This window comes from Streptosporangium sp. NBC_01810 (genome assembly GCF_035917355.1).
In the GTDB taxonomy this organism is placed as follows: Bacteria; Actinomycetota; Actinomycetes; order Streptosporangiales; family Streptosporangiaceae; genus Streptosporangium.
Genome location: NZ_CP109070.1, coordinates 7123784 through 7147132, shown reverse-complemented (window position 1 = coordinate 7147132; position 23349 = coordinate 7123784). Strand labels below are relative to the sequence as shown.

The window sequence follows — 23349 nt, the reverse complement described above, 5'->3', positions numbered from 1 at the left end:
CCGTCCCCGCGTCGCGATCCGCTCCGGCAACGTGAAGGAGAACACATGGCCACCACGGCCGCGAAACCGCTGATCACCGTACTCGGTGCCTCGGGCCTGCTGGGCACGGCCGTCGCCCGCGAGCTGGCGGTCAGGCCGGTCCGGCTCCGGCTGGTCGGGCGCCGCCCCACTTCCGTCCCGTCCGGATCGCGCGCCGACGTCGAGGTGCGCATCGCCGACCTGACCCACGGCGACGCCCTCGCCGCCGCGGTCGACGGCGCCGACGCGGTGATTCACCTGGTCGCGCACAGGGGAAACGCGAGCACGTGGCGGGCCGCCGCGGTCGACCCCGCCGCGGAGCGGGTCAACCTGGGCCTGGTGCACGACCTCGTCGACGCGGTCCGGGCGCAACGGCCGGACCGGCCCCCGACGGTGGTGTTCGCCGGCTCGGTCTCGCAGGCGGGGCGCTCGTTGTCGGCGCGGATCGACGGCAGCCAGCCGGACGAGCCGCTGACGGCGTACGACCGGCAGAAACTGGCCGCCGAACGCGCGATCGAGGCCGCCTGCGCCGAAGGGCTGATCCGGGGCAGCACGCTGCGGCTGGCGACCCTCTACAGCCGGGGCACCGATCCCACCGCCCTGGACCGGGGCGTGGTCGCGGCCATGATGCGCCGGGCGTTCGCCGACCAACCGCTCACCATGTGGCACGACGGCTCCGTCAAGCGGGACCTGCTCTGCGTCGACGACGCGGCCACCGCGTTCGTCACCGCGCTGGACCAGGCCGAAGTGGTCTCCGGCCGGCACTGGCTGGTCGGGACGGGGCAGGCGACCAGCGTCGCCGACCTGTTCGCGATGATCTCCAAGACCGTCGCCACCCGCTCGGGACGACCGCCGGTCCCGGTCGTCTCGGTCCCGCCCGCGGACCACTCCATGCCGACGGACGTGCTGGATTTCGTACTCGACCCGGCCGCGTTCCAGGACGCCACCGGCTGGGCTCCGAGGGTGCCGTTGTTCGAGGGCCTGGACGGCGTCGCCGCCGCCATCGCCAGAGAATTCTGAGAGGAGAGCCATGCGCGTCCTGTTCGCCGTGAATCCGGAGAAGAGCATCTTCCAGTACCACGTGCCGCTGGCGTGGGCGCTGCGCACCGCGGGCCACGAGGTCCGCGTCGCCAGCCAGCCCGCGTTCGCCAAGGTGATCACCCAGGCCGGGCTCACCGCGGTTCCGCTGGGCAACGACCGCAGCTCGTGGCGGATCACGGAGAATCGGCAGGAGGCGCTCGACGCGCTGCGCGTGGGCATCATGGCGCCGTACGACGTCTTCGACGATCCGGCGAAAGCCACCTGGGAGTACCTCAAACCCGGGCTGGTCAAGGCCGTGCAGGGCTGGCACCGGGTGAGCAACTTCCCGATCATCACGGATCTGGTGGAGTTCGCCCGGCATTGGGAGCCCGACCTGGTCATCTGGGAACCGCTGACCTTCGCCGCGCCGATCGCAGCCAAGGCCTGCGGCGCCGCGCACGCCCGCCTGCTCAACGGCATCGACGTCTACGGCGGCGTCCGCCAGATCTACCGGCGGCTCAACGCCGCCCAACCCCCCGAGGAGCGGGCCGACCCGCTCGCCGACTGGCTGGGCGGCTACGCCCGCAAGTACGGCTTCGACTTCGGCGAGGACATGCTCACCGGCCACTTCACCATCGACCAGTTCCCCGCCAGCCTCCAGGTCGAGGCCCCGGACCTGGACTACCTGCGCATGCGCTACGTCCCCTACGGCGGCCCGGCGATCGTGCCCAAATGGCTGTGGGCACCACCGGAGAAGCCCCGCGTCGCCCTCACCATGGGCCTGAGCGCGACCGAGCTCTACAACGGCTACACCGTCAACGTCCAGGACATCCTCGACCACCTCGCCGACCTCGACATCGAACTCGTCGCCACCGTCGCCGAATCCGAGCAGAGGAAACTGGCCCGCGTCCCCGACAACGCCCGCCTGGTCCCCTACGTGCCCATGCACGCCCTGACCCCCACCTGCTCGGCCGTCATCCACCACGCCGGCGCCGCCACCCTGGCCACCGCCGCCCTCCACCCCATCCCGCACCTGTCCCTGCACTACCACTACGACCAGCCCATCCTGGCCCGCAAACTCGCCGACCACGGCGCCGGACTCGAACTGCACACCAGCCAGGCCACCGGCCCCGCCGTCCGCGAAAACCTGCTCCGGCTACTGACCGAACCCTCCTTCCGCCACCGCGCCCACGACCTGCGCGACGAGATCCACGCCCTGCCCTCCCCCAACCAGCTCGTCCCCCAGCTGGAAGAGCTCACCGCGAAACACCGCTGAGGAGACACGATGCGCATCCTGCTCACCACCTATCCGGACAAGACCATCTTCCACGCGATGGTTCCGCTGGCCTGGGCGCTGCGGACCGCGGGTCACGAGGTACGCGTCGCGGTCCAGCCCGAGTTCGCCGGCACCGTCACCCAGGCCGGTCTGACCGCCGTCCCGGTCGGCCGTAATCCGGTGACCTGGCGGATGGCGGAACGCAACCCCGAGCAGGTCGAGGCGGAGCGGGCCGGGCTGCCCGCGCCGTACGACGCGGCGGTGCTGGACCCGGCGGACCTCGACTTCGAGACGATGCGGGCCGGTTACGAGAACCTGCTGGAGCAGTGGCATCGGCTGGACAACTTCCCGCTGATCGCCGGTCTGACCGAGTTCGCCCGCAGCTGGCAGCCCGACCTGGTCATCTGGGAGCCGAACACCTACGCCGGGGCGATCGCCGCCGAGGCCTGCGGCGCCGCGCACGCCCGCCTGGTGTGGAGCGTCGACGTCTTCGGCGTCGCCCGCGAGCACTACCTGCGCCTGAAGGCCGAACGGCCCGCCGAGGAGCGCGCCGACCCGATGGCCGACTGGCTGGGCTCCTACGGCGGCAAGTACGGGTTCGACTACACCGAGAACCTCTTCACCGGCCAGTTCACCATTCACCACCTGCCGGCCTCGTTGAGCATGCACGCCAACCTGGACTACCTGCCGATGCGCTACGTCCCCTACGGCGGCGCCGCCGTCGTCCCGAAATGGCTGTGGACCCCCAGGGAACGCCGCCGCGTCGCCCTCACCCTGGGTACCACCGCGACCGACCGTTTCGCCGGGTACGCCGCCAACGTGCCGGACATCCTCGACGCACTGGCCGACCTGGACATGGAGGTCGTCGCCACCATCGCCGAGTCCGAGCAGAAGAAACTGACCCGTGTCCCCGGCAACACCCGGGTGGTGTCCTACGTGCCGCTGCACGCGCTGGCCCCCACCTGCGACGCGATCATCAGCCACGCCGGACCCGGCACCTTCCTGACCAGCGCCCTGCACGCGGTCCCCCAGCTCGCCGTGCCGTGGGACTTCGACGAGCCCGAACTGGCCCGCCGCGCCGCCGCACAGGGCGGATCACTGGCGATCCTCGCCGACCAGGCCACCGGGGAGAGCGTCCGAGCCGCCGTACTGCGCCTGCTCGACGAGCCCGCGTTCGGTGAACGCGCCATGGGCCTGCGCGACGAGATCCTCGCGCTGCCCTCCCCCAACCAGCTCGTCCCCCGGCTCGAAGAACTCACAGCCAAGCATCGTTCCGCCACCCGTTGACAGACGAGAGAGGAGCCGACATGCGTGTTCTGTTCGTACTGACCCCCGAGAAAACCGTCTTCCTGTACATGGCTCCGCTGGCGTGGGCGCTGCGCACCGCGGGCCACGAGGTCCGCGTCGCCAGCCAGCCCGCCTTCGCCGACGTCATCACCCAGGCCGGCCTGACCGCCGTCCCCGTCGGACACGATCGCGACCTGCGGATGACGCGGGAGCAGGAGGAGCTCGAAGCGGAACGACCGGGCATCCCGGCCCCGTACGACGCCTTCGACGATCCGGCGAAGGCCACCTGGGAGTACCTCAAACCCGGGCTGGCCGAGGCGACGGGCTTCTGGCACCGCTACGGGAACTTTCCGATGATCGCGGATCTGGTGAGGTTCGCCCGGCATTGGGAGCCCGACCTGGTCATCTGGGAACCGCTCGCCCTGGCGGCGCCGATCGCGGCCAAGGCCTGCGGCGCCGCGCACGCCCGCCTGCTGTACGGCGTCGACGTCTACGGCGGCGTCCGCCAGATCTACCGGCGGCTCAACGCCGCCCAACCCCCCGAGGAGCGGGCCGACCCGCTCGCCGACTGGCTGGGCGGCTACGCCCGCAAGTACGGCTTCGACTTCGGCGAGGACATGCTCACCGGCCACTTCACCATCGACCAGTTCCCCGCCAGCCTCCAGGTCGAGGCCCCGGACCTGGACTACCTGCGCATGCGCTACGTCCCCTACGGCGGCCCGGCGATCGTGCCCAAATGGCTGTGGGCACCACCGGAGAAGCCCCGCGTCGCCCTCACCATGGGCCTGAGCGCGACCGAGGTCTACAACGGCTACACCGTCAACGTCCAGGACATCCTCGACCACCTCGCCGACCTCGACATCGAACTCGTCGCCACCGTCGCCGAATCCGAACAGAAAAAACTGGCCCGCGTCCCCGACAACGCCCGCCTGGTCCCCTACGTGCCCATGCACGCCCTGACCCCCACCTGCTCGGCCGTCATCCACCACGCCGGCGCCGCCACCCTGGCCACCGCCGCCCTCCACCCCATCCCGCACCTGTCCCTGCACTACCACTACGACCAGCCCATCCTGGCCCGCAAACTCGCCGACCACGGCGCCGGACTCGAACTGCACACCAGCCAGGCCACCGGCCCCGCCGTCCGCGAAAACCTGCTCCGGCTACTGACCGAACCCTCCTTCCGCCACCGCGCCCACGACCTGCGCGACGAGATCCACGCCCTGCCCTCCCCCAACCAGCTCGTCCCCCAGCTGGAAGAGCTCACCGCGAAACACCGCTGAGGAGACACGATGCGCATCCTGTTCACGACGTATCCCGAGCGGACACACTTCCTGCTGCTGGCTCCACTGGCCTGGGCGCTGCGCACCGCGGGTCACGAGGTACGCGTCGCGGTCCAGCCCAAGTTCGCCCACGTGGTCACCCAGGCCGGGCTGACGGCGGTGCCCATCGGCACCGACCGCGACCTGTGGCAGTACCTCGGCCGCCTCAAGGAGATGGCCGACGCGAAGAAGGAGTGGACCGGCAGCAAGGAGGTGGGCTGGCCCACGCCGTACGCCGCGGCGGAGTGGCCGGCCGAGGATGTCACCTGGGACTACCTGCACGACGGGTACAAGCTGCAGATCCACCAGTGGCACAAGCAGAGCAACACCCCGATGATCAACAGTCTGGTGGAGTTCGCCCAGAGCTGGCAGCCCGACCTGGTGATCTGGGAACCCACCACCTACGCCGGCGCGATCGCGGCCAAGGCCTGCGGCGCCGCGCACGCCCGCCTGCTGATCGGCGCGGACGTCTACGGCATCACCAGGGACCACTTCCTGCGCCTGCGGGCCGAGCGCCCCGTCGAGGACCGCGCCGACCCGATGGCCGACTGGCTGGGCGGCTACGCCCGCAAGTACGGCTTCGAGTTCGACGAGGACATGATCACCGGCCAGTTCACCATCGACATGCTGCCGCCCTCGCTGCGGATGCGGGCCGACCTGAAGTACGCCCCGCTCCGGTACACCCAGTACGGCGGCGCCGCCGTCGTCCCGAAATGGCTGTGGACTCAGCCCGAGCGCACCCGCGTCGCCATCACCATGGGGCTCACCGTCACCGACCGCGACGTCGGTTACCCCGTCGACGTGCAGGACCTCTTCGACGCCCTGGGCGACCTCGACATCGAGGTCATCGCCACGATCGTGGAGGAGGAACAGGCCAAGCTCGACCGGGTTCCCGACAACATCAAGATGGTGCCCTACGTACCGCTTCAGGCGTTGCTGCCCACCTGCTCGGCCATCATCCATCACGCCGGAGTGGGCACCCTCGCCTCCACCGCCCTGCAGGGGCTGCCCCAGCTCGCGTTGCCGTGGGACGTCGACCAGCCGGCCCTGGCCGAGCGGCTGGCCGCGCGGGGCGCCGGGCTGGCCGTGCACGCCACCAAGGCGACCGGCCCGGTGGTCCGTGAGAACCTGCTGCGGCTGCTGAACGAGCCGGCCTTCCGCCAGGGCGCCGACCGGTTGCGCGAGGAGTTCCTCGCCATGCCCACCCCGAACGAGTTCGTCCCGCGACTCCTCGAACTCGTCGCCGAGCACAGCGGGACCCGGTGACGCCGATGCGCGTCCTGTTCGTCACCTACCCGGAGAAGACACACTTCCTGAGCATGGCGCCGCTGGCGTGGGCGCTGCGCACCGCGGGCCACGAGGTCCGCGTCGCCAGCCAGCCCGTCTTCACCGACATCATCACCCAGGCCGGGCTCACCGCCGTCCCCGTCGGCCGCGACGCCGACCTGTGGCAGCTCATGGGCCGGAACCTCACCTGGATCGGGTCGGGGGTCAGCGGGCTGCCCATCCCGTACGACGCGGCCGAGTGGCATCCGCGGGAGATCACCTGGAGCTATCTCAAGGACGGCTACGACATCCAGGTCGGCCGCTGGCACAAGATGAGCAACGTCCCGTTGATCGCTGATCTGGTGAGGTTCGCCCAGAGCTGGCAGCCCGACCTGGTGATCTGGGAACCCACCACCTACGCCGGCGCGATCGCCGCCGAGACCTGCGGCGCCGCGCACGCCCGCCTGCTGTTCAGCGTGGACACTCTCGGGGTGACCCGCGAACACTATCTGCGGCTCAAGGAGCAGCAGCCGCCCGGGGAGCGGGCCGACGCGCTCGCCGACTGGCTGTCCCCCTATGCCCGCAAGCACGGCTTCGAGTTCGGCGAGGACCTCGTCACCGGCCAGTTCACGATCACCCTGCTGCCGCGTTCCCTGCGGATGGACGCCGACCTGGACTACCTGCCGATGCGTTACGTGCCCTACAGCGGCGCGGCGGTCATGCCGTCGTGGCTGTGGAAGCGGCCCGAACGTCCCAGGGTCGCGCTGACGATGGGGCTCAGCGGCGCCGACCGCGGAGCGGGTTACTGGTTCGACCTGCAGGACATCCTGGACTCGCTGGCCGATCTGGACATCGAGCTCGTCGCCACCGTCCCGGAGGCGGAGCAGCGGAAACTCGCCTCGATCCCGGAGAACGCCCGGCTCGTTCCGTTCGTACCGCTGGCAGACCTCGTCCCCACCTGCGATGCCGTGATACACCACGCCGGATTCGGCACCCTGGCCACCACCGCGCTGAACGCGGTCCCGCAGCTGATCATCCCGTGGGACAACGACGGCCCCACCCTGGCCAGGCGGATCGCCGCCCAGGGCGCCGGTCTCGCCGTCCACAGCAACCAGGCCATCGGCGTGCTCCTCCGGGAACGACTGCTGCGGCTGCTGAACGAATCCCGGTTCCGCCGGAGCGCGGACCTGTTGCGCGAGGAGATGTTGGCGATGCCGACCCCGAACGAGATGGCGGTCCAGCTCGAAGAGCGGGTGGCGTCGCACCGGCGACCCGCCATGCTCGGCGGGAGATGACGTCATGCGCGTACTGTTCGCCGCCAACCCGGAGAAGGCGCACCTGCTGGCCATGGTCCCGCTGGCGTGGGCGCTGCGCACCGCGGGCCACGAGGTCCGCGTCGCCGGCCAGCCCTCCTTCGCCGACATCATCACCCAGGCCGGGCTCACCGCCGTCCCCGTCGGCCGCGACGCCGACCTGTGGCAACTGCTCGCCCGCGACCACCGCATCCCGGACTGGTCCTGGGAGCCCGCCTACGGCCTTCCCACGCCATACGATGTCGCCGAGTTTCCGGCGAAGGCCACTCGGGAGTATCTGACCACGGGGTACGCCGGGGTGCAGCAGTCGTGGCACCGGCCGGCCTGTCTGCCGATCATCGCCGGGCTGGTGGACTTCGCGCGGCACTGGCGGCCCGACCTCGTCATCTGGGAGCCGCTCACCTTCGCCGGGCCCATCGCCGCCAAGGCCTGCGGCGCCGCCCACGCCCGGCTGCCGTGGAGTCTGGACATCTTCGGCCTCACCCGGGACCGTTTCCTGCGGCTCGGCGACGAGCGGGCCGACCCGCTCCGCGACTGGCTGGAAGGCTACGGCCGCAAGCACGGTTTCGCGTTCGACGAGGAGATGATCACCGGCCACTTCACCGTCGACCAGTTGCCCGCCTCGCTGAGCATGCGAGCCGACCTCGACTACGTCCCCATGCGGTACGTCCCCTACGGCGGACCTGCCGTCGTGCCGAAATGGCTGTGGACCGCCCCCGAACGCCCGCGGGTCGCCCTGACGATGGGCCTGAGCCTCACCGATCACCAGGCGGGCTACTCGGTCAGCGTGCAGGAGATCCTCGACGCGCTGGCCGATCTGGACATCGAGGTCGTCGCCACCATCGCCGCGACCGAGCAGGACAAACTCGACCGCGTCCCCGCCAACGCCCGCCTCGTCTCCTATGTGCCGCTGCACGCGCTGGCGCCGACCTGCTCGGTGGTCATCAGCCACGGCGGCTTCGGCACCGTGCTCACCACCGCCAGGAACGCGGTCCCCCAGCTCGCCATGCCGTGGGACTTCGACGGACCGCTGTTCGCCCGGCAGGTCGCCGACCAGGGCGCGGCGCTGGTCGTCGTGGCCGATCGGGCGAGCGGCGCGGTCGTCAGGGAGAACGTGCTGCGATTGCTCGGCGAACCCGGCTTCCGCGAGCGCGCCGCCGAACTCCGTGACGAGATCCACGCGATGCCGAGCCCCAACGAGCTCGTCCCCCGGCTCGAAGAGCTCACCGCGAAACACCGCTGAGGAGACACGATGCGCATCCTGTTCGCCACCGTCCCGGAAAAGACGATCTTCCTGCCCATGGTGCCGCTGGCCTGGGCGCTGCGCACCGCCGGGCACGAGGTCCGCGTCGCCGGCCAGCCCTCCTTCGCCGACGTCATCACCCAGGCCGGGCTGACCGCCGTCCCCGTCGGCCGCGACGTCGACACCGTGCGGCTCTTCCAGTGGTACGGCATGACGAGCGACCAGTTCGAGGAGGTCCGGATCGGGCTGCCCGCGCCGTACGACGTGGCCGAGGACCCCGATCGCTACACCTGGGAGACCATGCTGCAGGCATGCCGGGACATGGCCGAGGGGGATCGGGCGGAGAGCTTCTCGATGGTCGCGGGCATGGCCGACTTCGCCCGGCAGTGGAAGCCCGACCTCATCGTCTGGTCGTCGTTCTGTTACGCCGCGCCGATCGCCGCCAAGGCCTGCGGTGCCGCGCACGCCCGCATGCTGTTCGGCGCCGACGTCTTCGGGGTGGCCAGGGAGCGGTTCCTGGAGTTCAAGGGGGACGAGGACCCGGTGGCGGACTGGATGGGCGCCTACGGCCGCAAGTACGGCTTCGAGTTCACCGAGGACATGGTCACCGGCGACTTCACCGTCGACCTGCTACCCGACTCGCTGAGCATCCGGGCCGACCTGGACTACCTGCCGATACGCCACGTCCCCTACGGCGGCGCCGCCACGGTGCCGAAGTGGCTTCAGGTTCCCCGGGAACGGCCCCGCGTCGCCCTCAGCTTCGGACTCACCGCCACCGGCATGTTCGCCGGATACACCGCCGACGTGCGCGGCATCCTCGACTCACTGGCCGACCTCGACATCGAGGTGGTGGCCACCATCGCCGACTCGGCGCGGGAGAAGCTGGGCGCCGTCCCCGACAACGCCCGGCTGGTGTCGTACGTGCCGCTGCACGCGCTGATGCCGACCTGCTCGGCGATCGTCAACCACGGCGGTGTCGGCACCGTGCTCAACAGTGCCCTGTACGCGGTCCCCCAGCTCACCATGGGCTACCACTTCGACGAGCCGATCATCGCGCGCGGGCTCGCGGCCCAGGGCTGCGCGCTGCAGGTGGGTCCCGACGTGACCGTCCGCGACGGGGTGCTCCGGCTGCTGGACGAACCCGCCTTCGCTGGGCGCGCCGCCGACCTGCGCGACGAGATCCACGCGATGCCGAGCCCCAACGACCTCGTCCCCCGGCTCGAAGAGCTCACCGCGAAACACCGCTGAGGAGACACGATGCGTGTCCTGTTTGTCACTATTCCCGAGAAAACGATCTTCCTGCCATCGGTGCCGCTGGCCTGGGCGCTGCGCACCGCCGGGCACGAGGTCCGCGTCGCCAGCCAGCCCTCCTTCGCCGATGTCATCACCCAGGCCGGGCTGACCGCCGTCCCCGTCGGCCGCGACGCCGACTTCTGGTGGGACGTGAAACTGGACCCGGCGCTGCTCGAACAGGCACGCGGCGGACTGCCCATGCCCTGGGCGGTCGCCGAGGATCCGACGGGCGCCACCGGAGAGTCCATGACGGAGGCCTATCGCGGCACGGTTCAGTACGAGCAGAAGCCGCACAACTTCCCGCTGATCGCCGGCCTGGTGAACTTCGCCCGCGAGTGGCGGCCCGACCTGATCATCTGGGAGCCCTTCACCTCCGCCGGGAGCATCGCCGCCAAGGCCTGTGGCGCCGCGCACGCCCGCCTGCTGTGGAGCGCGGACGTCTTCGGCGCCACGCGGGAGCACTTCCTCCGGCTCCAGGAGACGCCGATCGACCCGCTCGGCGAGTGGCTCGCCGGCTACAGCCGCAAGTACGGCTTCGAGTTCACCGAGGACATGGTCACCGGCCAGTTCACCATCCACCAGCTCCCCCCGCCGATCGGCGTGACGGCCGCCGGCCTGCACAACGTGCACATGCGCTACGTCGCCTACGGCGGCCCCGCCGCCGTCCCGAAGTGGCTGTGGGCACCGCCCGAGAAGCCGCGCGTCGCCCTCACCCTCGGCACGACCGCCACCGACGTGTTCTCCGGCTACGCCGCCAACGTGCAGGACATCCTGGACTCGCTGGCCGACCTGGACATCGAGGTCGTCGCCACCATCGCCGAGGCCGAGCAGAAGAAGCTCGCCCGCGTCCCCGCCAACGCCCGCCTGGTGTCGTACGTGCCGCTGCACGCGCTCGTGCCCACCTGCTCGGCGGTCATCCACCACGGCGGGGCGGGCACGCTGAGCACGGTCGCGCTGCACGGGGTGCAGCAGCTCGCCCTGCCGTACCACTTCGAGGGGCCACTGCTGGGCAGGACGCTGACCGAACACGGCGCCGGGCTGGCCATCCCCTCCGCCCTCGGGACCGGGCAGGCCGTCCGGGAGGCCCTGCTCCGGCTGCTGGACGAACCGGCGTTCCGGAAGCGTGCCGAGGACCTCCGGGACGAGATGCACGATCTGCCCACGCCCAACGAGCTCGTCCCGCAGCTGGAAGAGCTCGTCGCCAAGTACCGCCCATAGGGAAAGGACCCCGGGGAAGTGGTGCCCCGGGGTCCTTCCCTGCCGTCACGGCCGGTGCGCGACCACGATCAGCATCCCGTCGGGCTGCGGCCCGTTCTCCACCTCCACCCAGTCCACGCCCTCGCCGTGGTCGTGGATGCGGACCATGTCGGGGGGCAGCTCACCGTACGCGTCCATCTCCGCGTAGATCTTCCGGTACGTGTACTTCGTGTGCTCGGTGATGTCGGTGATCTCGTCGATGACCAGACCGGCGCCGCGCCCGAACCGCCAGTAGTCGCTGGCGCGCACCGGCGACGCCTGCCGCCAGGCGTCCAGCACCTCGGTCAGGATGGCCACCGCCATCTCGTCCTCCTCCTCGTTCCCCCGCTTGATGGCGTCGGTGAGGACCAGCCGGCCGCCGGGCCGCAGGACTCGGGCGACCTGCTTCAGCACGTGCGTCCGGTCGAGGATGTGCAGGATGGAGCCCAGGGCGAGCACGGCGTCGAAGGAACCGGCCTCGAACGGGAGGTCCATCGCGTCGGCGACCCGGAAGTCGACCAGGTCGGCCACCCCCTCCGCCTGGGCCAGCGCGGTGGCCTGCGCGACGTCCTCCGTACTGACCGAGATGCCGACCACCCGCGCGCCGGTCGTCTTGGCGAGCCGCACCGCGGGCTTGCCGGTTCCGCAGCCGAGATCCAGTACCGTGTCGCCCGCTTCGACCCGGAGCTTGATGATCATGATTTCGGTCAGCCGCTCGGTGGCCGCCTTCAGATCGCTGTCGTCGTCCGGGCCCAGCCAGTACCCGAGGTGCATGCTGCCCGCGAAGATGTCGGTGAGCACCCGGCCGTTCCGGTCGTAGAACTCCCCGACCTCCTTGGCGGACGGCGCCTGTACCGTCTTGACGCTCCCCGCGCTCGGGTGGAAGTCGCGCGTGGTCAACGACTCGGGAGCGGCGGTGAAGTCGCGCGCGCTGGCCCGCAACCGATCAAGACTCATGCACCGCTCCCGGCCAGCTCCGCGGCGGCGTGCCGGTCGAGCAGGTCGCGGGCGTCCCGCACCTCCCGGGCCATCGGCCGGTCGGCGTCCAGCGGCGGGGAGATCTCGGCCAGCTCCGCCCAGATCTCGTCGGCCTGGGGCTCCTCGCCGACCATCACCGCGAGCTGGGCCACCCCCAGGGCCAGCGAGCCGATGGTCAGCCAGCCCAGCTCCAGGCCGTCCGACACCGAGTTCGCCCCGTTGAGCGCCATCGGGACGTGGTCCTGGTTCCAGCCGTTGGTCGGCAGCGTGGTCAGCGAGGCCGGGTAGACGACCTGCCTGATCCGGGAGACGAACGACGTCGCACTGATGTGCACGCCCGCCAGCCCGCAGCCCCGACCGGCCCTCGGCGTGAGCATGGGCGGCAGGTCTCCGTTGGTGGCCGGGCTGAGCAGCAGGCCGAGCTGCCGCTCGGCCAGGTAGGCGGCCATGTGCAGGGAGAGCCCGATCTGGTCGGAGGCGAGGCCGACCGGCATGGCGTGGAAGTTGCCGCCGTGCAGGATCTGGCCCTCGTAGGCGATCGGGTTGTCCTGGCAACCGCTCGCCTCCCTGGCCAGCACGTCACCCGCCGAGGTGAGCTGGTCGAGCACCGCGCCGAGCACCTGCGGCGCGCACCGCAGGCTGTACGGCTCCTGCAGCGGCCGCCGCTCGTCCCGGACCAGGCCCGCGGGCAGTTCCCGCCTGATCCACCTGGCCGCGGTGAGCTGCCCGAGCTGGCCGCGGGCGAACGCGTGGCCGTCGGCGTAGTGCTCGCTGTTGGCCCGCAGCAGGGTGGCCAGCCGGCCGGTCAGCATCGCCGCCGCCCGGACCAGCCGCAGCGCCGACTGGTGGTTGAGGATGGACACCGCCAGGCTCGCACCGGTGCCGTTGACGAAGGCGAGCGCCTCCCTGACCGGCCACTCGAACGGCTCGGCGCCCAGCGCCGCGAGCGCCTCCCTGGCGGGCCTCGTCTCCCAGTCGCCGTCGGCGCCACGCATCCACGCCTCGCCGAATCCGGTGAACGTCAGTGCCGCGTGTGCCAGCGGCTGCAGGTCCCCGCTCGCGCTGACCGTGCCGTCCCGGGGGATCACCGGGGTGAAACCGGCGTTCCACAGGTCGGCCAGGGTCTGCCAGAACTCCGGCGAGACCGCCGAGAACCCCCGGCGCATGCTGTTGAGGCGCAGCCAGAAGATGAGCCTGGACACCTCCGGGCTCAGCGGCCTGCCCTGGCCGGTGCCCAGGTGCGAGATCAGCGAGCTGCCCTGCTCCATCTCCGACTCCGCGGCGTACGTGACGAGCGGGCCGAATCCCTGGGTAAGGCCGTAGATGGGCTGGTCGGCGGCCAGATGCTTCGCGACGGTCGCCGCGCTGGCCTCCATCCTGGCGATGTCGGCGTCGTCGCACGGATCGACCCGGCCCTCCCAGGAGGCGCTCCTGGCGATCTCCGCCAGGTACGCCGCACCGGTCGTCTCGCTGCTCGTCATCTCGGCGGTCAGTGTCACGTTGCTACCTCTGCTTCGGTTGCCTCAGTGGTGGGTGATGTCTGAAGGTGCCGTACCTTGCCCAGCGCGGACCGCTCGATCCTGGGCACCGCGTGCACGCGTTTCGGGCGGACCCCGATCCGGTCGAACGCGGTGGACAGGTCGAGGTCGGCCAGCTCCGTGCCCGGCTTCAGCACGACCAGCAGGTCGACGTGCTCGCCGATCATCCGGTCGGCGACGGGGACGACCGCGAGGTCCTCGCAGTCCAGCACGGCGCGCAGCGCGTGCTCGACCTCGTCGAGGTTGATCCGGCGGCCGTTCACCTTGACCAGCCGGGTGCGGCGACCGGCGAACCGGAACGTCCGCTCGTCCAGCGGCTGGACGTGGTCGTCCGCCTCCCAGAGCGGCGGTGGCCGCTCGTCCGGCCGGAACGCCAGCCGGGGACTGCGGATCACGAGCGCTATCTCCCCGTCGTCCTCCGGCCCGGCGGACTCCGGCCCGGCGGGCTCGGCGAAGGACACGTCGCGGAAGAGGGTCCAGGGGGGAGGTTCGCCCTCCCGCCAGCGCCGGGTCGCGATGCCGCCCGCCTCGGTGGAGCCCAGCACCTCCACGATGAGCGCCCGGTCCGGACCCGCCGCGGCGAGGAACTCCCCGGCCGTCGCGGGGAGCATCGCGCCGCCGTACAGCACGGTGATGTGCTCCATCTCGCGGACCCACTTCATGTGCTGCAACAGCAACGTGAAGATCCACGGTGTCGCCACCACCACGACCCGCCGCTGCTCGATCGGCGGCATGACACCGTAGAACGTCGGTTTGTACCAGACCGGCAGCCGGAGATGAGCGGGTATCAGCACACTCGCCAGCGCCCCGTACAGGTGGGTCGGGGGCACGCAGGAGATGACCGCCTCCGGCTTCTCCGGTTCGATCAGCTCGGCGAGCATGCCCGCCTCCAGCCAGACGTTCTCCCGCAACCGCCGCCAACACCGGCTCGGACCCGTACTCCCCGAGGTGTGAAAATCAATGGTCGGCGGCAGGATGCCGAGCACCAGTTCCCCCGGATCGCGGTCGGCGAGATCCCAGCGCACCTGCCAGGCCCTGTCGGTCATCGCCGGCGCGCTGAATTCAAGGGAAAGCAATTCGGCCGGGCTCAGCTCGGCATAATCCATGGCCACTCCTTTACCCCGGGCATGCGGAAAGAGAGACGAAAGAATCGGATTTGCTGTCCCGCTGGCGGGACAGTACTGCTCAGCCGAGCGACTGGGCGATTTCCATGAGGTACTGGCCGTATTCCGAATTCTTCATCTCGGCGCCGAGCCGATGGCAGGCGTCCGCGTCGATGTATCCCATGCGCACCGCGATCTCCTCCAGGCAGGCCACCCGGACGCCCTGGCGTTTCTCGATGACCTGCACGTACTGGCTCGCGGCCAGAATCGAGTCGTGCGTGCCGGCGTCGAGCCAGGTGAAACCCCGCCCGAGCCGGACCAGGTGTGCCCGCCCCTGCTTCAGGTACGTCTGGTTGACGTCCGTGATCTCCAACTCGCCGCGCGGCGAGGGCACCAGATCCCGGGCGATCTCCACGACGTCGTTGTCGTAGAAGTAAAGCCCGGTGATCGCGTCGTTCGAGCGCGGGCGGAGCGGTTTCTCCTCGATCGACACCAGCGCACCGCTGCCGTCGACCTCGCCGATGCCATACCGCTCCGGGTCCGACACCGGGTATCCGAACATCGTGCAACCGTTCAACCTGGTGCGACAGGCCCGCAGGATCCGCGGGAAGCCCGCGCCGTGGAAGACGTTGTCCCCCAGGATGAGCGCCGTCTGGTCGTTGCCGATGTAGTCCGCGCCGATGATGAACGCCTCGGCGATTCCTCGCGGCTCCGCCTGCTCGGCGTAGGAGATGTCCAGCCCCAGATGCGACCCGTCGCCCAGCAGGTTGTGCAGCGCGGGGAGACTCGAAGGCGTTGAGATCACCAGGATGTCCCGCATGCCGGCCAGCATGAGCACGGAAAGCGGGTAATAAACCATTGGCTTGTCGTAGATGGCCAGCAGCTGCTTGGACGTAGCCAATGTCAGGGGGTACATACGCGTACCGCTACCGCCGGCGAGAACGATTCCCTTCATCACCCTTCCTCTCCTCGATTTCGGGATGAATGGCAGCGCCAGAGTAATCAGAGTTTCGCCCGCCGGCCAAGCGTCCGGCCCAGTCGCGTCCCTTCACGAGGAATGGCGATGCCATTTATCGTGTTGACGGGTTCGCTGTCAACCACATCGTTCCGGAAAGCCGCGGACCGGCGGTGACAGTTGTATCCGATTCACACAAGGGATTTCCCGCAAGAGATAAGAAGATGTCACGAATCCGCTCCGCGCGCTCGTCCGAACGGATCACCGGGGCCGACCGCCGTCCGGCACGGACCCGACGTGCTCGTGCCCGGTCATATCCGCCCATGTGGTGTACGAGAAGCATCGTCGCCCACCCGGTAGATGCCAAACCGAGCCTATGCCCTCTAATAGACCTGCGCCGTTTCAAGAAGATCGACGATGGACAGCCCGGTCTCGCCTCCCACAAGTTTTAAAGCGACCTCCGCACGAGCTGCGAGATCCAGGGGGGCGAGTTGCTCCGCCTGGTCCGCGTGCACGATCCGGTCCAAGCCAGCACCGATCAAGGGAGCAGCGGTACGTAGAGAAGCGTGCAGAGCTACTCCCTGCATCGCACCGCCATGCAGCACGATGTTACGGGTGCGATACAGGCGGCGCAGTGTAATGCGGTACGTGCCCATGACCTCGCCTAGTACTCGGCGGGGATCCGCCAGCAGGGCGACCATCCGCTCTGCAGCTGGGCTGTCACTGTGCTTGGTCCGAGCACCCGTAAAATCCAGTGCTGCGGTACCGGACATGTGCAGGGCCTCGGCGATGCACCGAGCCCTTTCCTGGTTCGTCGCACAGCCAGAGATTCGTCGAGCGAGGCCATCAGCCTGTCGCGGCTTGTGGTGATGGGCCAGAGCAGTGAGTTCGGCTCTCGGCCAGGAACAAGCAATGATCGCCGCAAGACGGTCAGCAGCGACGGCCTTGCCAGACCGCTCCGCCTCCTGAGGGTCGTCGGGGTGCGAAAGCAGCGCTTCAACGGCAGCCCAGGCACCGGCCACAGCCGGGCCAAGCGGGCCTTGGTTAATGGGCGCTGCCAACTCCAGAGCATCGTCAATGCGGCTGCGGGAACCGTCTACCCGGTACAGATGTCCCTCATTGACAAGGGTCAAAACATCGGCACCCCGTGCCGGCGGTGTGAAGGGAATCGGTTTCGGATGCCCAGCCACCCAGATGAACGGTAGTGGGTCGATCCCTCCCCTATTGCGACGGAGAAACGACGAGCGGGCAACCATTCGCTCGACCATCTGCCTGGCCTGCTCGGCCGCCCCGTAAGCGTCAAGTGCGGTGAAACGGTACGAGAAGCCTCCACCTGGTCGCACAGCTGCCGTGTCGTGCCCGTGTTCCTGCAACCACGAGATCACTTTCCCCTTGGACAGCCAGTTCTCCAACGACTCGGCGAGTTCACGCTGCGGCAGTCCCGACAGAGCGACCAGCACATCAAACGAAATCGGTTTGGCTTGCGCGAGACCGGCGGCGCTTTCGGCGATAGTGCCGGTATTCACACGCTTCGAGTAAAGCTCTTTGGCCCATGCCAGCAAATAACTCGCACTGTATCCCAGGTCCAGTAAATGTGCGGCGATGCTACGGGAGAACCGCTCTGGCCCAGGTCGATCCGACAAGGCGACGGCAGTGGCCCAACGCTCCAGGTACCCCGAGCGGGCATGATCTATGATCTCGCGCAGCCGCCGACGCGCCGGGCTCGGGTCGGGCAGCGGACCACTGAGCAGGCCGGTGATTTCCTTACGTAGCTCGCGCTCGCCCAACCCTCGGTCCGGACCGATGAGTATCCGCAGCTCAGCACGTTGCCAGTCACAAGCAGCAGAGGAAAGAACTCCCTGCGCTTGCCAGATCCCTGCTTCCCACAGTTCTTCCAATGCCAGCAGGGACCCGATGTCCCAGAGCCTGCGTGCCCACGGAGTGCCCTCATCCGTAAAGTAATCGATCATACGTGCGAGAACATGGCGTGCGTACGACTCGCCAGACACCTCAAGTGACGACTGATGCACATGGAGTACCGTAGCGGATCGCTACTGAGCGTGTTAGTGTCGCTAGCAGACTTGGAGGGGCACTCGCCATTCGTGGCCACTGCCCCTTTCTTTTTGCCTCAACTCCCCTGCAGGGCAGGGTCGGCACGCCCGTATCGCTGCGCCAGGCCGCCAAGGAATGACGCGGTCGGGCCGGGTGGGCGGCCCGCCCGCGTCACGCACCGCGTTTCACCCTCACGCGGTACGTCTTCGACGGCACGACGGCCCCGGACCGGGGAAGGGATGGGGCCGCCGTGCCCGCTCATCAGAAGTGGCCGATACTGGCCGAGCCGGAGGTGAGCGCCCAGCGGTGCAGGAGCGCGGTCATCTCGGCCTCGCGCATCTGGGCCTTCAGGCCCTCGATGGTCCGGTCACAGATGATCAGCGGTTCCGGGGTGGGCCAGGTGGCAATGGCGCGAGCGCCACGCGAGTCTTGTGCGATCTTGGATTCGTCAACCTCGTTGTCAGCCCTGGAACCTTTGCATTGCCGCCTGAGCTCACCCGGCAAAGTGACCCCGGAGACACACAGACCGCAAAGCTGCGATAGAGCCTCTGCGATCACAATCGAGTCAATCCGCAAGGCAGAGCGGTGATCCAGTGTCATCATGTTCTCACTCACAGTAGTGGAGCTGTTGAGCCATCATGCGCTTGTACTGTGCACCGCGGCAAGAGTTCTCAGATATTTTTTCGTCCCTCCCACCTCACTGGACGCCATGACCATGAGAAGCCCTACGGTCCGTCACCGCCGCCTAGGCCGTGAGCTGCGACGACTCCGTGAAGCAGCAGGTCTCATACCGGAAGCGGCTGCGACACAACTCGGCTGGAGCAGACCGAAGGTCAACCGAATCGAAAATGCTCGCATCGCAACAAGCCCGACAGATGTCGCAGATGCTTGTGATCTCTACGGTGCGGACTCCGCGACGAAAGCGAGTCTGATCCAACTCTGCAAGGACGCCAGCCAACGTGGCTGGTGGACCGCATACAGCGATGTTTTCACCGGCAGCTACGTCGGCATGGAGACAGAGTCATCATGCATCCGTACGTGGCAGCCGCTGTTGGTGCCCGGCCTGCTCCAGACCGAGGCGTACACACGCGAGCTGTTCCGGCACGGGCTTCCCGACCTGAGTGAATCAGAGCTGGACCGTCGCGTATCCGCGAGGATGGCCCGAAAGCTCGCGCTGATGAACGACTCGGCCCCGACGCTCCATACAGTGATCGACGAGGCCGTACTACGAAGGTCCTCCGCCCCCGGTGTCATGGTCCAGCAGATAGACGCGATCTTGGATCTTACCGGCCAGGACAACATCGTGATCCAGGTCCTTCCGTACCTCACAGGACTCCACCGGGGCCTGGAAGGAGCTTTCTCCATCCTGGAATTCACTGAGCCAACTGATCCTGATGTTGGGTATGTGGAAGGACCGGCGGGTGATGTGTATGTAGAAGCGGCCGATCAGGTACGGCGACTTATTCTGACGTTCGAGCGCCTCGCTGGCGCGTCCCTGTCCCCCAAGGAATCCGCGGCCTTCCTCGTCGCGGTGAGGAGTGAGCATGATCTCCCCTAACCTGTCCGACGCCGAGTTCCGCAAGAGCAGCTACTCGGGTACTGGCAACGACTGCGTCGAGGTAGCCACCAACCTGCCGGGCATCATCGCCGTACGCGACAGCAAGGACCCAGCCGGCCCCGCGCTGGCCTTCTCCCCCACAGCCTGGAACAACTTCCTGACAGGCATCCGCAGCGAAGAGATCTGACCCGGCCACAAGTGCCGCACGACCAGAACCGCCCGGAAGGCCGTCTGGCCGTGCGGCCGCACAAGCCCTCCTCGTGATCGCGAGCCAGGGAACAACGCAGCAGCCAGGACCTTCGTCCCGCAACTCGCAGCTATGGACGAAGTGCCTCTTGGCCTCGCGGAGAGCGTTCCCAGGCTTCGGAGGCATCGCGTTCCCAGGCAAAAGGCCGCACGACCGGCTTCATTTTAGGCTTGCATTAAAAGGCATTATTAGAGCTGCCATTAAGAGAATCTGGCCGGACGTTCTGAGTTGCTAGACTGGGGTCCTTGCCTGGCCGTCTGAAGGTGACCCAACCTTCTGTTCCTTGGGTCACCTTCAGACGGCCAGGCAGGGCGTCTTCCTTGAAGGCGTTGGGTGAGCGTTTCTTATCTGTCTGGTCCGCCTGAAGACGGCCTGAGAGTCGGGGCTCTCGGTCCATCCTCAGACGGTCCAGACGGACCGCCTCCGGCTAGTAAACGTCTCGGTGTTGACCGAGCGTGAGCTTTTCAAGCGGACTGCGCCTGCTGCTCTGGTTTTGTGAGCCCACACAAAGAACAGACAGCAGAGACGTTAAAAGCGACGTCACCCTTGCCCCTAGATAGGCTCAACCAACGAAAGGGCAGGTGTCGGTGAAAATCGCGAGCCTGAACAAGGTTAGCTAGAAGCCATGGGGACACTGGCCAACATATTGGTCAGCAGTCCCTTTCTTGGAGCCCTTTTCTTAGGCCTAATCATCGTGCTCTCGTTTATGGGTATCCGAGGACTAATGTCCAAGGGGAACGAGTGCAATGTTGAGAAAGTCGCAGTCAAGAGTCCAATCTTTGGCATCGAGCTGACCTTCCGCAACTCCGAAGATACCTCTGAAACCGATGACAGTGCGGGAGAGGAGCGGTTGATTATCCCTCCCCCGCGTCGGCAGAAGAATCGTCCATCATGAAACCATAAGTGATGCACGACCGCTTGGCACAGAGTGCTCCTGGGACGCCAGGAGCACTCTGTTTTTTATTGCCATGAGACCCCGAGCACATCCAGGTTACGCGAGGGCAGGAGCGAGGCTACGCCTACGTTGTGCTGGTTCGCGGGTGAGTGACCACTCCAAAATACCCAGGGGTGGGAGATGGTCCACGATCTTCATCGTTTCCAGGCTGACCGTCACGATTCGCTTGAGAAGGTCGATGACGTAGCGCGGGTCGTCGGACCAGTCGTTGGGGTCGTTGATGATGCCGGAGTCCTTGTCGACCTTTATCTGGTACCGGTCGATGATCCACTCAATCGCGGAGCGGGCACCGAGCTGGTAGCGGTACGCCTCTTCCGGGATGTTGGTAAGGGTCATCCGGTTGTTGTAGACGATGGTCGAGCGGTCCGCCTTCCCCTTTGTCTTGGGGATCTTCATCTTCTCGACGTGGTACAGCTCGTGAGGCGAGGTGGCCGCATTGCCGGAGACCTTCTCCACGATGCCCTTGTATGGCTCGGCCTGCTCATAGTGGATGTGCAGGTCGGCAAGCTTCCGTCCGGCCTCGGCGTAGCCACGGAAGTTGCGCACCTTGGGGATTCGAGGGAGGACTGCCAAGCCGCTCCCGGCCAGCGACTGAGCCGGCCGGACCCGAGGAAAGGGGATCCGCATGGGATCGACGGACGGCGCCGTCCTCCTCGTCCGTGTCGCGGTTGGAGTGATCTTCATCGTGCACGGTCTCAACCACGCCTTCGGCGGCGGGAAGCTCTCCGGAACGGCCCGCTGGTTCGCGGGCCTGGGCATGCGCCATCCCAGGCTGCAGGCCGTCATGTCGGTCGCGGTGGAGGTCGTGGCGGGCGCGGCGCTCACGCTGGGACTGCTGACACCGGTGGCGGCCGGCGTGCTGGTCGGTGTCGCGGTCGTCGCCGGGCTCACCGCCCACGCCCGCAACGGCTTCTTCGTGTTCAAGGACGGCTACGAGTACGTGCTGCTGCTCGCGGTGCCCTGCCTCGCAATCGCCCTCGCCGGTCCGGGCGGAGTCTCGCTCGACGCGGTGCTGGGAATCGACGCCCTCGCCGACGGATGGGCCGGGCTGGCGGTCGCCCTTCTCGTCGGCGTGGGTGGCGCGGCCGTCCTGCTCCTCGCCACGTGGCGGCCGGTACGGGAACGGGCCTGAGCCCTCGACCGCCCCGCCTCGCCCCGCCTCGCCCCGCCTCGCCCCGCCTCGTCCCGCTTCGACCGCCCCGCCCCGCCTCGCCTCGACCGCCCCGTCCCGCCTCGACCGTCCCGCCTCGTCGCGACGGCTCATCCCGCTCGCGCTTCTCGATCGATCCCGGCTCGCGCCCGAAAACTCGTCCCCGAAAAGAGGGTCCGGACCGCATCCCCTCATCCGTCCTGCCAGGCAGGACCAGCCAACGGAGGTTGAAATGAACAAGGACGATCTGATCCTGATCAGTGTCGACGACCACATCGCCGAACCCGCGGACATGTTCCACGCCCATGTCCCGGAGCGGTACAAGGACCAGGCTCTTCGGGTGATCATCGAGGAGAACGGGGTCCAGCAGTGGTACTACGGTGACCTGCGCGGCCGGAACATGGGCCTCAACGCGGTGGCCGGCAAGCCGCGCGAGATGTACAACATCGACGCCAGCAGCTACGACGAGATGCGGCCCGGCTGCTTCAACGTCGACGAGCGGGTCCGGGACATGAACGCGGGCGGCCAGCTCGCCGGGCTGCACGCCGCGTTCGCCTCGATCGCCGCCTTCGAGGTACGCGACGCCACAGGGGTAGGCATGCAGGTCGAGTCGACGATGGTCGAGGCCGCGCTCAACGTCGCGGCCGAGGCACTCCTGGAGGCGAGCGTCAACGGCCGGGAGCTGCGGCGCGACGGCAACCGCGGCCCGGGCGCCGGCCCGCAGGGGGTCTACCGCTGCGCCGGGGACGACGAGTGGGTGGCCCTGGCCCTGCTCGACGACGACGCCTGGCCCGCGCTCGCGCGGCTGCTGGGCCGGGAGGATCTGGCCGGCCGCGCCGACCTCGCCCACGAACCGGGCCGGCGGGCGTCGGCCGACGAACTGGACGAGGCGATCGACTCGTGGATCGCACACGTCGAGGTGGGTGACGCGGTGGACCGGCTCCGGGCGGCCGGGGTCGCCACCGCGCGGGTGAGTCCCGCGGCCGACCTGCTGACCGACGCGCAACTCACCGCCCGCGGGTTCTGGGAGCCGTCGGCACATCCGACGACCGGGGAGTTCCTGACCGCCGGGCTGCCGTTCCGCCTCGCCAGTGTCACCGAGCCGTGGTTCCGCACCCCGGCGCCCCTGCTGGGCCAGCACAACGAGGAGATCCTCACCGGCATCCTCGGGATGAGCGAGGACGAGATCCGGGTCCTGGCCGAGGAGAAGGTGATCGGTACCCGGCCGGCGGGCCTGTGAGCGGGACGGCCGACGTGACAGCCGTGCCGCACGGGCGTCGGCCCTCGGTACGCACGCTGCGGATGCACTCCTTCACCGGCGATTTCAAAGGGGCGGCGGAACTCGCCGCGCTCATCCCCGGAGCCCGCTGGGAACGGATTCCCGACCCCGAGACCTCCCGGCCCGTCCACGTCCGGTTCAGCGTACTCCCGCTGGGCGGCGAGATCTCCCCGCGCAGCCGGCTGCTCGGGGAGATCGAGCGTGACGGCGAGCGGCTCGGTGTCTACGGGACGTACCTGGGGGTGGTCTCGGAGGAGAACTGA

General features: G+C 68.4%; 21 protein-coding genes. 14 read left to right on the top strand and 7 right to left on the bottom strand.

The genetic code is table 11. From position 1 onward, the window contains the following. Positions 1-45 precede the first annotated feature (45 nt). The 9 genes from OIE13_RS32335 to OIE13_RS32295 are packed head-to-tail and all read left to right on the top strand — an operon-like array spanning position 46 to position 11253. Positions 46-1038, top strand: coding sequence for an NAD-dependent epimerase/dehydratase (locus OIE13_RS32335; RefSeq protein WP_326645868.1), 993 nt, complete (start codon positions 46-48; stop codon positions 1036-1038). Between the two features lie 10 nt (positions 1039-1048). Further along, the gene (locus tag OIE13_RS32330; protein WP_326645869.1) at positions 1049-2314 is read left to right on the top strand and encodes an activator-dependent family glycosyltransferase; all 1266 of its coding nucleotides are present in this window, start codon (positions 1049-1051) and stop codon (positions 2312-2314) included. 9 nt (positions 2315-2323) lie between these two features. Then, on the top strand, positions 2324-3601 hold the full coding sequence (locus tag OIE13_RS32325) for an activator-dependent family glycosyltransferase (RefSeq protein WP_326645870.1): 1278 nt from the start codon (positions 2324-2326) through the stop codon (positions 3599-3601). A gap of 20 nt (positions 3602-3621) precedes the next feature. Beyond that, positions 3622-4881 carry an activator-dependent family glycosyltransferase gene (locus tag OIE13_RS32320; protein WP_326645871.1) on the top strand — a complete coding sequence of 420 codons (1260 nt, stop codon included), beginning with the start codon at positions 3622-3624 and terminating at the stop codon, positions 4879-4881. A 9-nt stretch (positions 4882-4890) separates the two neighbouring features. Continuing rightward, positions 4891-6186: an activator-dependent family glycosyltransferase gene (locus OIE13_RS32315; protein WP_326645872.1), complete on the top strand. Its 1296-nt coding sequence runs from the start codon at positions 4891-4893 to the stop codon at positions 6184-6186. 5 nt (positions 6187-6191) lie between these two features. Beyond that, entirely contained in the window at positions 6192-7481 is a 1290-nt protein-coding gene (locus tag OIE13_RS32310; RefSeq protein WP_326645873.1) for an activator-dependent family glycosyltransferase, read from the top strand. Positions 7482-7485: 4 nt separating this feature from the next. Next, the gene (locus OIE13_RS32305; protein ID WP_326829176.1) at positions 7486-8742 is read left to right on the top strand and encodes an activator-dependent family glycosyltransferase; all 1257 of its coding nucleotides are present in this window, start codon (positions 7486-7488) and stop codon (positions 8740-8742) included. 9 nt (positions 8743-8751) lie between these two features. Beyond that, the gene (locus OIE13_RS32300; protein WP_326645875.1) at positions 8752-9990 is read left to right on the top strand and encodes an activator-dependent family glycosyltransferase; all 1239 of its coding nucleotides are present in this window, start codon (positions 8752-8754) and stop codon (positions 9988-9990) included. A 9-nt stretch (positions 9991-9999) separates the two neighbouring features. Then, complete coding sequence (locus OIE13_RS32295; protein ID WP_326829175.1) at positions 10000-11253, top strand: activator-dependent family glycosyltransferase; 1254 nt, start codon at positions 10000-10002, stop codon at positions 11251-11253. Between the two features lie 45 nt (positions 11254-11298). On the opposite strand, the gene OIE13_RS32290 is transcribed toward OIE13_RS32295, so the two are convergent. The 6 genes from OIE13_RS32290 to OIE13_RS32265 form a co-directional block, all read right to left on the bottom strand. After that, entirely contained in the window at positions 11299-12228 is a 930-nt protein-coding gene (locus OIE13_RS32290) for an SAM-dependent methyltransferase (protein ID WP_326829174.1), read from the bottom strand. Next, positions 12225-13748 (bottom strand): aromatic amino acid ammonia-lyase, encoded by a 1524-nt coding sequence (locus tag OIE13_RS32285; protein ID WP_326645878.1) that lies wholly within the window; start codon positions 13746-13748, stop codon positions 12225-12227. Before OIE13_RS32285 ends, OIE13_RS32290 begins: the two co-directional genes overlap by 4 nt. After that, positions 13745-14893 carry a class I adenylate-forming enzyme family protein gene (locus OIE13_RS32280; RefSeq protein WP_326645879.1) on the bottom strand — a complete coding sequence of 383 codons (1149 nt, stop codon included), beginning with the start codon at positions 14891-14893 and terminating at the stop codon, positions 13745-13747. Before OIE13_RS32280 ends, OIE13_RS32285 begins: the two co-directional genes overlap by 4 nt. Positions 14894-14972: 79 nt before the next feature. Further along, positions 14973-15845: a glucose-1-phosphate thymidylyltransferase RfbA gene (gene rfbA / locus OIE13_RS32275; protein WP_326645880.1), complete on the bottom strand. Its 873-nt coding sequence runs from the start codon at positions 15843-15845 to the stop codon at positions 14973-14975. A 383-nt stretch (positions 15846-16228) separates the two neighbouring features. Continuing rightward, positions 16229-17815, bottom strand: coding sequence for a hypothetical protein (locus OIE13_RS32270; RefSeq protein WP_326645881.1), 1587 nt, complete (start codon positions 17813-17815; stop codon positions 16229-16231). A 343-nt stretch (positions 17816-18158) separates the two neighbouring features. Beyond that, positions 18159-18500 carry a hypothetical protein gene (locus OIE13_RS32265; RefSeq protein ID WP_326829173.1) on the bottom strand — a complete coding sequence of 114 codons (342 nt, stop codon included), beginning with the start codon at positions 18498-18500 and terminating at the stop codon, positions 18159-18161. Between OIE13_RS32265 and OIE13_RS32260 the strand changes: the two genes are divergently transcribed. Together OIE13_RS32260 and OIE13_RS32255 are read left to right on the top strand one after the other, a co-directional pair. Then, entirely contained in the window at positions 18499-19455 is a 957-nt protein-coding gene (locus OIE13_RS32260) for a helix-turn-helix domain-containing protein (protein WP_326829172.1), read from the top strand. The genes OIE13_RS32265 and OIE13_RS32260 overlap by 2 nt on opposite strands. Continuing rightward, positions 19442-19642 carry a DUF397 domain-containing protein gene (locus OIE13_RS32255; RefSeq protein ID WP_326645884.1) on the top strand — a complete coding sequence of 67 codons (201 nt, stop codon included), beginning with the start codon at positions 19442-19444 and terminating at the stop codon, positions 19640-19642. Before OIE13_RS32260 ends, OIE13_RS32255 begins: the two co-directional genes overlap by 14 nt. Positions 19643-20693: 1051 nt before the next feature. On the opposite strand, the gene OIE13_RS32250 is transcribed toward OIE13_RS32255, so the two are convergent. Further along, positions 20694-21284, bottom strand: a complete 591-nt coding sequence (locus tag OIE13_RS32250) for a type ISP restriction/modification enzyme (protein WP_326829171.1) — start codon at positions 21282-21284, stop codon at positions 20694-20696. On the opposite strand from OIE13_RS32250, the gene OIE13_RS32245 reads away from it, so the two are divergent. The 3 genes from OIE13_RS32245 to OIE13_RS32235 all read left to right on the top strand — a co-directional run bounded on the left by OIE13_RS32245 (position 21283) and on the right by OIE13_RS32235 (position 23349). Next, positions 21283-21789: a DoxX family protein gene (locus OIE13_RS32245; protein WP_326645886.1), complete on the top strand. Its 507-nt coding sequence runs from the start codon at positions 21283-21285 to the stop codon at positions 21787-21789. The genes OIE13_RS32250 and OIE13_RS32245 overlap by 2 nt on opposite strands. 250 nt (positions 21790-22039) lie before the next feature. Next, on the top strand, positions 22040-23047 hold the full coding sequence (locus tag OIE13_RS32240; RefSeq protein ID WP_326645887.1) for a CoA transferase: 1008 nt from the start codon (positions 22040-22042) through the stop codon (positions 23045-23047). A gap of 14 nt (positions 23048-23061) precedes the next feature. Beyond that, a complete protein-coding gene (locus OIE13_RS32235) occupies positions 23062-23349 on the top strand; it encodes a hypothetical protein (RefSeq protein ID WP_326645888.1) in 288 nt (95 codons plus the stop codon).

What these genes read in the sequence shown, in the direction of transcription:
- OIE13_RS32335 (WP_326645868.1), top strand. Translation starts at nt 46, where the DNA reads ATGGCCACCACGGCCGCGAAACCGCTGATCACCGTACTCGGTGCCTCG.
- OIE13_RS32330 (WP_326645869.1), top strand. Translation starts at nt 1,049, where the DNA reads ATGCGCGTCCTGTTCGCCGTGAATCCGGAGAAGAGCATCTTCCAGTAC.
- OIE13_RS32325 (WP_326645870.1), top strand. Translation starts at nt 2,324, where the DNA reads ATGCGCATCCTGCTCACCACCTATCCGGACAAGACCATCTTCCACGCG.
- OIE13_RS32320 (WP_326645871.1), top strand. Translation starts at nt 3,622, where the DNA reads ATGCGTGTTCTGTTCGTACTGACCCCCGAGAAAACCGTCTTCCTGTAC.
- OIE13_RS32315 (WP_326645872.1), top strand. Translation starts at nt 4,891, where the DNA reads ATGCGCATCCTGTTCACGACGTATCCCGAGCGGACACACTTCCTGCTG.
- OIE13_RS32310 (WP_326645873.1), top strand. Translation starts at nt 6,192, where the DNA reads ATGCGCGTCCTGTTCGTCACCTACCCGGAGAAGACACACTTCCTGAGC.
- OIE13_RS32305 (WP_326829176.1), top strand. Translation starts at nt 7,486, where the DNA reads ATGCGCGTACTGTTCGCCGCCAACCCGGAGAAGGCGCACCTGCTGGCC.
- OIE13_RS32300 (WP_326645875.1), top strand. Translation starts at nt 8,752, where the DNA reads ATGCGCATCCTGTTCGCCACCGTCCCGGAAAAGACGATCTTCCTGCCC.
- OIE13_RS32295 (WP_326829175.1), top strand. Translation starts at nt 10,000, where the DNA reads ATGCGTGTCCTGTTTGTCACTATTCCCGAGAAAACGATCTTCCTGCCA.
- OIE13_RS32290 (WP_326829174.1), bottom strand. Translation starts at nt 12,228, where the DNA reads ATGAGTCTTGATCGGTTGCGGGCCAGCGCGCGCGACTTCACCGCCGCT.
- OIE13_RS32280 (WP_326645879.1), bottom strand. Translation starts at nt 14,893, where the DNA reads ATGGATTATGCCGAGCTGAGCCCGGCCGAATTGCTTTCCCTTGAATTC.
- rfbA (WP_326645880.1), bottom strand. Translation starts at nt 15,845, where the DNA reads ATGAAGGGAATCGTTCTCGCCGGCGGTAGCGGTACGCGTATGTACCCC.
- OIE13_RS32270 (WP_326645881.1), bottom strand. Translation starts at nt 17,815, where the DNA reads ATGATCGATTACTTTACGGATGAGGGCACTCCGTGGGCACGCAGGCTC.
- OIE13_RS32260 (WP_326829172.1), top strand. Translation starts at nt 18,499, where the DNA reads ATGTTCTCACTCACAGTAGTGGAGCTGTTGAGCCATCATGCGCTTGTA.
- OIE13_RS32265 (WP_326829173.1), bottom strand. Translation starts at nt 18,500, where the DNA reads ATGATGACACTGGATCACCGCTCTGCCTTGCGGATTGACTCGATTGTG.
- OIE13_RS32255 (WP_326645884.1), top strand. Translation starts at nt 19,442, where the DNA reads ATGATCTCCCCTAACCTGTCCGACGCCGAGTTCCGCAAGAGCAGCTAC.
- OIE13_RS32245 (WP_326645886.1), top strand. Translation starts at nt 21,283, where the DNA reads ATGGGATCGACGGACGGCGCCGTCCTCCTCGTCCGTGTCGCGGTTGGA.
- OIE13_RS32250 (WP_326829171.1), bottom strand. Translation starts at nt 21,284, where the DNA reads ATGCGGATCCCCTTTCCTCGGGTCCGGCCGGCTCAGTCGCTGGCCGGG.
- OIE13_RS32240 (WP_326645887.1), top strand. Translation starts at nt 22,040, where the DNA reads ATGAACAAGGACGATCTGATCCTGATCAGTGTCGACGACCACATCGCC.